Source organism: Arthrobacter sp. MSA 4-2 (assembly GCF_016405885.1).
Taxonomy (GTDB): domain Bacteria; phylum Actinomycetota; class Actinomycetes; order Actinomycetales; family Micrococcaceae; genus Arthrobacter_D.
Window position 1 is genome coordinate 22,628 of record NZ_JAEKGC010000019.1, and the last position, 9,782, is coordinate 32,409.

At 65.0% G+C, this 9,782-nt stretch carries 11 protein-coding genes; 3 read left to right on the plus strand and 8 right to left on the minus strand.

The genetic code is table 11. From position 1 onward, the window contains the following. Positions 1-2: 2 nt before the first annotated feature. From I6N91_RS16275 to I6N91_RS16295, 5 genes are all read right to left on the minus strand, one after another. Positions 3-161: a hypothetical protein gene (locus tag I6N91_RS16275; RefSeq protein ID WP_198814289.1), complete on the minus strand. Its 159-nt coding sequence runs from the start codon at positions 159-161 to the stop codon at positions 3-5. A gap of 329 nt (positions 162-490) precedes the next feature. Continuing rightward, positions 491-2,341, minus strand: coding sequence for an ABC transporter permease (locus tag I6N91_RS16280; RefSeq protein ID WP_198814291.1), 1,851 nt, complete (start codon positions 2,339-2,341; stop codon positions 491-493). Positions 2,342-2,344: 3 nt separating this feature from the next. After that, entirely contained in the window at positions 2,345-3,103 is a 759-nt protein-coding gene (locus I6N91_RS16285; RefSeq protein ID WP_198814293.1) for an ABC transporter ATP-binding protein, read from the minus strand. A gap of 564 nt (positions 3,104-3,667) precedes the next feature. Continuing rightward, a complete protein-coding gene (locus tag I6N91_RS16290) occupies positions 3,668-4,852 on the minus strand; it encodes a serine hydrolase (RefSeq protein WP_198814295.1) in 1,185 nt (394 codons plus the stop codon). A gap of 1 nt (position 4,853) precedes the next feature. Beyond that, positions 4,854-5,099 (minus strand): hypothetical protein, encoded by a 246-nt coding sequence (locus I6N91_RS16295; protein ID WP_198814297.1) that lies wholly within the window; start codon positions 5,097-5,099, stop codon positions 4,854-4,856. 189 nt (positions 5,100-5,288) lie between these two features. Here I6N91_RS16295 and I6N91_RS16300 point away from each other — a divergent pair, with 189 nt between their 5' ends. Genes I6N91_RS16300 through I6N91_RS17620 form a run of 3 tightly spaced genes read left to right on the plus strand, consistent with a single transcriptional unit; the run spans position 5,289 to position 7,432 of the window. Then, a complete protein-coding gene (locus I6N91_RS16300; protein ID WP_233091973.1) occupies positions 5,289-6,584 on the plus strand; it encodes a sensor histidine kinase in 1,296 nt (431 codons plus the stop codon). Further along, entirely contained in the window at positions 6,581-7,246 is a 666-nt protein-coding gene (locus I6N91_RS16305; RefSeq protein WP_198814299.1) for a response regulator transcription factor, read from the plus strand. Before I6N91_RS16300 ends, I6N91_RS16305 begins: the two co-directional genes overlap by 4 nt. 18 nt (positions 7,247-7,264) lie before the next feature. Next, positions 7,265-7,432: a serine hydrolase gene (locus I6N91_RS17620; protein ID WP_198814303.1), complete on the plus strand. Its 168-nt coding sequence runs from the start codon at positions 7,265-7,267 to the stop codon at positions 7,430-7,432. A 7-nt stretch (positions 7,433-7,439) separates the two neighbouring features. Here the strand turns inward: I6N91_RS17620 and I6N91_RS16315 are convergent, their stop codons facing one another. The 3 genes from I6N91_RS16315 to I6N91_RS16325 all read right to left on the minus strand — a co-directional run bounded on the left by I6N91_RS16315 (position 7,440) and on the right by I6N91_RS16325 (position 9,657). Beyond that, positions 7,440-7,931: a hypothetical protein gene (locus I6N91_RS16315; RefSeq protein WP_233091967.1), complete on the minus strand. Its 492-nt coding sequence runs from the start codon at positions 7,929-7,931 to the stop codon at positions 7,440-7,442. A 174-nt stretch (positions 7,932-8,105) separates the two neighbouring features. Further along, positions 8,106-8,867, minus strand: coding sequence for a MerR family transcriptional regulator (locus I6N91_RS16320; RefSeq protein WP_198814300.1), 762 nt, complete (start codon positions 8,865-8,867; stop codon positions 8,106-8,108). Between the two features lie 109 nt (positions 8,868-8,976). Further along, positions 8,977-9,657: an NAD(P)H-binding protein gene (locus I6N91_RS16325; RefSeq protein WP_198814301.1), complete on the minus strand. Its 681-nt coding sequence runs from the start codon at positions 9,655-9,657 to the stop codon at positions 8,977-8,979. Between the last annotated feature and the right edge of the window lie 125 nt (positions 9,658-9,782).

The window sequence follows — 9,782 nt, forward strand, 5'->3', positions numbered from 1 at the left end:
CCTCACCGGATCGCGGGGGTCTTACCGGCGCCGTTGAGCCCGAGCAGGCCCGTGATGCGGCCGGCGCCGACGGTAAAGGTGATCTCCTCGACGCGGCGGACACCGTGGAAGGACTTCGGGAGGTGCTGCACGAGGAGGGGTTCGTGTTCTTGCTTGTTCATCTTTCTAAAATGCCAGCTGCGCACGCTCCGCGCCCCAGCCGCGGGACCAGTCCTTCCCTAGCCAAAAGGACAGTCGGGGAAGGAGAAGTTCCGCCCGGTCACCTACCTCGTGGCCCGTCTCAACAAGCTCCTAGCGAGGCCGGGCCGGTGGGGGCACTGGGTGCGCTGATCAGGGCATGGGACAAGGTCGCGGGCATCAGTTGCGGGGTTGAGCGGCGGTCTTACCCCGGGCGGGGCTTTGAGGAGCGGGTCGGCCAGATTTACGGACTTTTCGGGGATGAAACAGAAGGCCCCCGGCCGGTGGGCCGGGGGCTTTCGTTTGGGAGCGGTTACGCTCGGGTGCGGCTCCGGGTGCCGAGCACCGCCGGGATGACCATCCCGATGGTGGCGATGAGCACGACTGCCCCGGCCAGGGCTGCGTAGACGGGCCAGTCGATGCCCAGGGAGAAGACCCCGAGCATGCTGTAGGCCATGCCGCCGAGTGCTGGAATCACCGCAAGGGTGCCGATCACCAGGGCCGTTGCCATGACGAACACCGATTCGATCAGGATCATCGCGCTCATCTGGGCGCGGGTCGTGCCGATACGTTGCAGGAGGGCGAATTCGGGTTTACGGGAGCTGGTGAGCATTACGAGGGTGTTTGCCGCGGCGGTGGCGATGAAGAAGATGAGCACGAAGAGCAGGATCGCCCCGAATTGCTGCTGGCCTGCCGCACCCTTCTTGGTCTGCTGCACGTAGTCATCGACGGAGACCGTCTGCAGCCCGAGGGAGCTCAGATCCGCCGAGCCCAGCGCGAACAGCTGGTCAGCGGCTGCCGGCCGGTTGGGCGCCGGCAGGGAGGACTCGTCGAGGATGTAGTCGCCGAATCCGAGGCCCCGGTCATAGACGGCCACGATCGTCCGGGAGACCGCGGTGTCTTCATCGAAGCGCAGCTCAATGGTGTCGCCGACATTTTTGCCGGCGCTGAAGACGCTGTCACTGCTGACGGCGATCGTGTCGGGGCCGGTGAGATCATCCAGCGAGCCGGCCGTCACCTTGGCATCCATCAGTCCCGAAGTGCTGCCGGCCACCGCGCGCAGGCCGGTCTGCTCCCAGGAGAAATCCCCGAATTCGTCCTCGAGGTCGAGCTTCACCTCCGCGGGGACCATCGAGCTGGCGACCACCGCGTCGATGCCCGGGGTGGATGCGACGGCGGCTGCCTGCTCGGCTGTCACCCCGTCGGGGGAGGTGATGATGAGATCCGATCCCAGACCGGCACGCAGCTGCACGCCGGTGGCTTCGACCGTTGTGTGGTTCGCCCCTGTCTGCACTGTGCCCAGCGCCAGGAGCAGGGCAAGCGGGATGATCGCTGCGGTGAGCCGGCGCGAGAAGCCGCGGGTATTGACCAGGGCGAGCATCGCTGCGGCGTTACGCGAGGAGCGTGTGGCGCGTGCTGCCCGTCGGGCGATGGCGCCGACGATGACCGGGCCGGCCAGCGCGGCGGCGCTCAGGAGCAGGAACGCCGAGGTGGCTCCGGCGGCGCTGCCCGCCGTGCCCGAGACGACGAACGGTGTGCCGGCAATGACGATGCCGGCCGCCAGAAGCACGATGGCCGTGATCCGCCGTGCCGGGGAAATCCCCGATGACTCAGCCGAACCACCGCGGACGGCCTCGGTCGGGCTGACCTTGGTGATCTTGCGGGTCGCGAGCACGCCGGCGAGCAGCGCGGTCGGGAACAGCAGGACCAGCGCGCCGAGCACCGGAAGCGGGGAGATCACCAGATCGAACCCGGCAGGCACGATGCCCCCGGAGACCAGTGCCGGCATGAGCAGCTGCCCGGCAAACAGTCCAGGGATGGCCCCGAGCGGGGCCGCGAGGGCGAACACGATGACGACCTCGGCCGTGACCATCGAGCGCACCTGCCGCGGGGTCGCCCCGACGGCGCGGAGCAGGGCGAACTGCGCGTTGCGCTGCCGCAAGGCCGAGGCGAAGGTGGAGGCGACAACGAGTTCGACCACGAGGACCGCCGTGCCGGCGAAGGAGGCGGCCGCGGCCACCAGCAAAGACTCATCACCGCGCAGGCCGCTTTCCATCAGCACACCATTCGCGGTCAGCAGCGCGGCGGCCGAGACCACAATCAGGAAACTGCCAACCAGGCTTGCACGGTAGGCGCGGACCGCTGAGCGGGCGAAAGACCACATGGGTTATCGTCCCAACTCGACGAGGCGGGCCGCGATCTGAGCCGAGGTCGGCGCTGCCAGCCTGCCGGCGAGTTGTCCATCGGCCAGGAACAGCACTTCATCGGCGGTGGCGGCCACATGCGGGTCGTGGGTGACCAGCACCAGGGTCTGCGTGAACCGCTTGGCGGCACCGCGCAGCACCTCGAGCACCTGATCTCCCGTGCGGCGGTCCAGGGCACCGGTGGGCTCATCGGCGAAAACCACGGTGGGCCGGGTGATCAGTGCCCGGGCGATGGCCACCCGCTGTGCCTGGCCTCCGGATAACTCACTCGGCAGCCGCCCGGTCATCCCGGTCAGCCCCACGGAATCGACCAGGGTCTGCTGCCACTGCTCATCGGGACGCCGGCCATCGAGCAGCATCGGCAGCTGGATATTCTCCCCAACGGTCAGGTGGCCGATGAGGTTATACGACTGGAACACGAAACCGACATGGCGCCGGCGGAAACGGGTGACGGCGTCCAAAGAGAGACCGGTGATGTCGGTCTCGCCGATGAACACCTGGCCGCTGGTTGGCGTATCCAGGCCCGCGGCAAGGTTCAGGAACGTCGACTTGCCCGACCCCGACGGGCCCATAATCGCCATGAACGCACCCGGGGCAATATCGAGCGAGAACTCCTGAAGGGCAGTGATCTGCTCCGGGCCGTTCGGAAAAGTCTTACGAAGTTGAAGCAGGCGCACGGCGGTATCAACCGACGGCGGACTTACAAACGTACTCGGGGACATGAAACGAGCTTTCTGTTAGAAAAGGAAAACGGGCTGCGGGTGCAGTGGGTGCAGTGGGTATCGGGTCAGGGTGTGCTGAGGGCTTCATCAAGGGCATCGGTAGTCAAGCTGTAGAGAGCGATGAGTTCCTCCTGCGGGCCCTCGAAAAGCTCGTCCAAGGGACCCGGCGGACACCGCGGAAGGACTTTCAAAGGTGCTCTACGAGGAGGGGTTAAGTCTCTTGCTTGTTCACACCGCCTGTAACACCTCTTCTGTGCAAGATATTTCCGGACAAGGCATTAGCGATGCGGGGGAGCACTGGTGAATTCGTCTACTCCGACGCTGAACGATGCACGAGCATCTCGGTCCATGTGCATTAGGGATTGGTGCACGCCCAGATGTTGGTGCGTTCGTAGTTGACTTCCGTCGTGAAGCCGGTCACGGCCCTCTGCTTCCGGATCAGGCCGGACCCTCACGCATCTTTTTTCTTGCAGTCCGGTCACTCACCTCATAGCCCGTCGCAACGGGCTGCCTGCTGGCAGGAGACGGGCTGCGGGTGCTGTGGTTGGTGTGGTGGGGGTCGGGTCAGGGTGTGCTGAGGGCTTCGTCGAGGGCCTCCATGGGCAAGCGGCCGAAATCGAGGAGTTCTTCCGTGGGGCCGTCGAGGGGGCCGTCGTAGATGGCGACTGGCAGTGCTGTGAGGGTGATGGTGACGGCGGTGCCGTCCTCTGCGACTGCGTTGGTCGTCTGGTAGCCGGGAATGGAGCCGCCGTGGCCCCAAGCTGTGCCGGCGCTTAGTTCGCTGCTTTCGATCCCCAGCCCGTACGTGGATCCGGGGGAAAATACCTTGTCGCCGGTGGGCATGCCGGTGAGCATCTGGTCGAGTTCGGCCGGTTCCAGGAGTTCGCCGTCGAGGACGGCTTTCATGAACGTATTGAGCTCAGCCGGGGTGGATACCATCGCTCCGGATGCCCAGGCCGTGGAAGAATCGTACTCGGTGACGTCGCGCAGTTCCCCCTTGGCGTCCTTGTGGTAGCCACGGGGATGCTCACCGCGCAGCCCGGTCTCACCCGGTTCGGGCAGGTAGGTGTGTTTCAGGTCCAGGGGTGTGACGATCCGATCGTGGATCTGCTCGCCCAGGGGCCGTTGGGTGACGCGTTCGATGATCAGGCCCAGAACGATGTAGTTGGTGTTGGTGTATTGATGGCGTTCCCCTGCGGGGAAGATCGCGGGCTGTCCGAGCGCCAGGTCGAGCACGTCCCGGGGCGAGCGGTAGATGTCGCGGTCGGCGGACGCTTCATTGACGATGAGTTCGGTGGTGTACTCGGGCAGGCCGCTGGTGTGCTGGAGCAGCTGCCGGACGGTGATGGCCTTGGCGTCGATTCCCTCTCCCTTGATGAGCCCGGGAAGGTAGGTTTCGACGCTTCGGTCCAGCTCCAGGAGTCCTTCTTCCACCAGCTGCAGGGCCACCACCGCGGAGAATGGCTTACTGGCGCTTCCAATCCGCACTTCACCGTCAGCGGGAACCGGTGCGTCGGTGGCAAGATCCGCGGTGCCGGCGGTGGCGGTTTCAGCGGTGCCGTCCGGGAGAGTGCGGGTAATAATCGCGCCCGGGTAGCCTTCCTCAACGAGTCGCTCCGCGATGCTGGTCAGTACCTTCGGTGCTTCCTTGGGGGCGTCCTTGGGTGCGGCCGGGGAGGCGCAGGCGGTGAACGCGAGCGACGCGGCCAGCGCGGTGGTGATGACCGCGAATTTGGGGGTGTACTTCATGTCAGTGCTCCGATGCGGTGTAAAGGGTTGTTCCTGATGCTGCGCGCTTCCGGCGCCGGTGCCCCCGGATAAGGAGTGCCGCGCAGACAAGGGCGATGGCTGCGGCGGGGCCCGAGATCGCCGGCATGGCAACCAGGTTGGTGGTCAGAATGCTGGCGGCCAGTGCTGCAATGAGCACAGCCCAGAGCACGATGGTGTGTCCGCGTTCATGCCCTTGGACACGGGCGTGGTGGGTCATCTTGTTCATACTTCCAAGATGCCAGCTGCGCGCCCTCCGCACCCCAGCCCCAGGGACAGTCCCTCACTAGCCCAAAGGACAGTCCTTCACTAGCCAAAAGGACAGTCCGCCGCCGTCCGGTTGTCGGGTCCTTCCCCGGCCTTGACGGGGCGTCCGGGTATGCCGGAAGGTTCGTGGTTGACTTATCCCGTGAAATCCATGCGAACCCGGCGGAGGGCCCGAGACAGCGCGGCCGGCACAACGTCGGAGTCCGGCCATCCACGCTCACTCCAACGCGTCGTTGCCCTCCCCGCCGTCGTCCTCGCGGTCGCGGTCGCCAACCTCATCATCGAAAGCATCGATCCCCTGGAGCGGCCTCAGCCACTGCTTCTGACGGCGCTGCAGGCGGCTCTCGTAGCCGGGCAGGCCGCTGCACTTCTCTTTCGCTACCGTGCCCCAGCGCCGGTGTTCGCGATCGTCGTGATGCTGCAGACGGTTCTCCTCGTCACCGGCGGGGCGGACCTGGGGCTCGGGACCCTGGCGGTCGTGGTTTCCGCCTTTTACCTCATTCGGTGGGCACCACGGCCCCGGGCGTGGTACGTCCTGATGGCACTTGCGCTCACGAGCAGCGCCGTCGTCCTTGGGGTGGCACTGGGCGGAACCCAACCCCCGCTGCTCGTCTTCGCCCTGATCGCCGGGCGTCTGTTCTTCGAGTTTGCGGCACCGGCTGTGGTCGCTGAACTCGTCCGCAACCGCGCTTACCTTGCCACTGCTGCGCGTGAGCGGGACGAGATGATCCGCCGTGAACAGGTGCGGGATGAGGCTCAGCGCCGGCGGGCCGAGCAGACCGCCCTCGCCAGGGAGCTGCACGACATCTCAGGACACCACCTCTCCGGCATTATCGTGACCGCGCAGGCGGCAGGAACACTGATCGAGAAGGATCCGCTGCGCACACGGGCCATGCTCCGTGAACTCGAAGGAGAGGCCCGGGCGATGATGGTCGATCTGCGCAGGACTGTCGGTCTACTCCGCCCGGACCCGGAAACCGAAGGTGCCACCGGTGATATCCGGGCGTCCATCGGCACCCCCGGACTGGGTGATCTACCGGAGCTGATCAATGCCGCCGTGCGCCGCGGTCAAAGCGTCACTTTCGAATCGACAGGGGAAGCATCCCAGCTCGGGCCGGTCGCCCAGGCGACCGTCTACCGCGTGGTGCAGGAATCGCTGGTCAATGCCGCACGCCACGCTCCAGGGGCTAAGTGCATGGTGACGATCGAGTACCTACCCGAGGCCACTGTCCTGACCGTGGAAAACACGTCGAGCCTCCACTACCGGGATATCACCTACGCTCAGCCGACACCGGTTCACGACCGGGCAACCCATGGATACGGGCTCGTCGGCATGCACGAGCGGGCGAAGCTCATCGGAGCCGAACTCACCACCGGGCGTACGGAAACCGGCGGCTGGAGCAACCGGTTACGAATCCCGAACCTCGTCCAAGGAGCACCACAATGATCCGTGTCCTGATCGCCGACGACCAGGTCATCGTTCGGGCCGGACTATCGATCCTGCTCGACTCAGCCGCCGACATCACCGTCGTCGGGGAAGCCGAAAACGGTCGCGAAGCTGTCCGGCTGACCACGGAGCTTCGCCCCGACGTCGTGTGTATGGACATCCGCATGCCCGTCATGGACGGCGTCGCCGCGACACGCATCATCTCCGCCGACACCACCCTGGACAGCGAGATCCTGATCCTCACCACCTTCGACATCGACGACGACATCTTCGCCGCTCTCGAAGCAGGGGCCGCGGGCTTCCTCCTCAAAGGCGCCGACGAGGACACGCTGCTCAACGCCATCCGCTCGGTCGCCCAGGGCGACGGCACCCTCGACCAGCGGCTGACACGGCGAATCCTGCAAGAGTTCGTGCAGCGCCGCCCACCAACACCACCAGCCGGAGTGCGCACCCCGCTTCCTTCGCCGCTCACCGACCGCGAAATCGACGTCCTGCAACTCCTCGCGCAGGGCCTCTCAAACGCCGAAATCGCTAAACAACTCTTCGTGGAACAATCCACCATCAAATACCATCTCGCCCATCTGCTCGAGAAAACCGGCTCCCGCGACCGCCTCCAGATTGTCCTCTGGGGCATACGCACAGGAACCGTCACCGTCGGGTAGCAGGCGAGCCGGCACCCACTGTCGTCCCCAAGATCCGACCGATCAGATCGGTCCGAAACTATCGATATCATCGCCAAAAGGCCCTTAACTTGGGCCCCATGGACTACCTTCGCCTACAGCGACGTCGACTACCTGATACTCGGCCTCATCGTAGAACAGCTCTCCGAGCAGCGGATCGGACACTAGGCCCTGTCTAAGGAGCGGGTGACTCGCGGGCGATCACAGCGTGCAGCGCCAGTTCGAAGGCGTGCCGTTCGGCAGCCACCTGTGCCACGCGGGGGTCATCGACAGCGATCGTGTCATCGAGTGCCTCCTCGGCGGCATCGACGCGGTCGGATTCCTCCCGCAGACCCGGGTGGGTGGCCAAGGCGATGACACGGGCGGCGTTGACGGCCGCACCTAACGGGCCGAAGATCTGCTCCATGACCAGCAGGCTGTCCAGATCCGCCTGGCGCAGGGAGCCCTCCGGCAGGCTCTCAAGTCGGCTGGTGACAATGGTGGAGAGCAGACCCATCCTGCTGCCTCGGGTGCGCATGCGCTGCACAGCGGTCCGCTGCCGCTGCAGTTCTGCTTCCCGGGCGACGAGGGTTCTCTCCAGCCGATCCATGGTGCCCGCAACGTCGTGGTCGGTTTCGGCACCAGCAGGAGCCGGAGCCTTCCTCAGTGAGGCGATACGTGCGTCCACCGAACCACATAACGCTACGGCAGGTGCAACTCCAAGCACTCCGCACGGCACCCATGCCAAGAGATGCATGCCGATGCTCCACGAACCGGGCCCGCCACGTCAGCCTGCAGCTCTGATTCAGTCATACGGGTGTGCAGCATGGTTCCCGTCGTTCGAGGATCAGCGTTTTCGGCCTCAGGGCGTGGGCTCTTGGCCTTCTGCAGGGGGTTTTGCGCTGCGCAGAAGGCCGTCGGCGATGATGCTGGCCCGGACGATGACGTCCCGCTGCGCTGGATTGTAGAGTGCCTGGACTGCCTCGGTCATGGTGGCTTGGGTCAGTTCAACGCTTTTGGTCACATGACCTTTCGGATCACTCAGCCAGGGATAGTCCTTGAGCGTCTTGGCCAACATGGGCGCGTAGCGTTCGGCGAGTTCCTTGCGCACACTTTCGTCCGCGTCGGGTGGCAGCGCATCGAGTTCCGCGCTCAGCCCATCCGTTTCCGCCTCCTCCATGTCCCGCAGGTCACTCATCGCCTCGTTGTTGTAGAGCTGGGAGTAAATCAGCATCAGGGAGCGGTCCGTCTCCGACATTCGAGCTGCAACGTCCTCGAATCCAGGGGGAACGTCCGTCACCGACGATCCGTTCAGGATTGCCTGGATCTCGGCCCTGGCGCGTTGGAGCCGTTCGATGCTCACCCGGAGGTCGCTGTCGATGGCGCGAAGTGCCTCCGAGGACGAGTTGCCATCGACGGCGACATCGTCGATCTGGTCGAGCGGGACGCCGAGGTCGCGCAGGCGCCGGATTTTGAGGAGGCGGACGAGGTGTCTGACCTGGTATTGCTTGTAGCCATTGGACATCCGGTCCGGCTGCTCAAGAAGACCAATCTGGTGATAGTGACGGACCGTATTCACGGTTGTCCCCGCCAGATCTGCGATTTCCCGTGTGCTCCAAACCATCCTTATCCCTCCGTCATAGATCATCTTCGGCAGTTAGATGTTGATGCGCGCAAGCGCGGACTCGTCATCCGGCCTCCGATCGATTGAACTCAATCCTCCCACCACACGCTCAAGGAAGGAGTTCCCCTGACGTTGACAGGTTCGGGATGATCGATCGGACTGCATCGGTGATCGGCGTCCGGCCGCTGGTGACTTCGAGAATCCGCCGGGTCACCTCCGGCTGAAGGAGGAGTTCGGTCAGAACCTCCGCCACGTCCTCGCGTGAAATATCCTCATGCATGGCCGCGGGGCCAAGGAAGACCGTCCCCTGGCCCGGGCGGTCCTGCAGGAGGGATGGCCGGAGGATCAGCCAGTCAAGGCCGCTTTGGCTGACCCTGACATCCACGAGCTTCTTGACCGCGAAGTAGTATTCCTCGTCGTCGCTGAGGTCCCGCTCACGCCAGGCTTCTGGAAACACCGAAACGAGGGCGAATCGTCGAACGCCGGCACGGTCCGCCGCGGCGAGGCTGTTGTCGACCGCGACGCTGTCGATTGCGTCCGTATGCTCCTTCGTGCCGCCATTCGAACCCGCGGCGAACACCAGCACATCCATCCCGTGCAGGAGGGGTGCCAACGCAGCCGCGTCCATGGCAGCCAGGTCGCCGATATGTGTGGAGACGCCGCCTGCCTCCAACCGGCGTTGCTGGTCCTCGGTACGCACCAGCCCGAACACCTGGCTGCCCCTCTCAATTAGACGTGTCGCAAGGAGCCCACCCACGGCACCGCTGATTCCAATGATGAAGACTTTCACAGGCTCACTCCCTAACGTGGATATCGGACTCCGGCGGTCGGACGCCTTACCAGCCGAGCAGGCTCAGTACTCCGGTCGCGGCCGCGGCGACGGCGGCGGTCCACACGATGATGGCGATTGCCTGC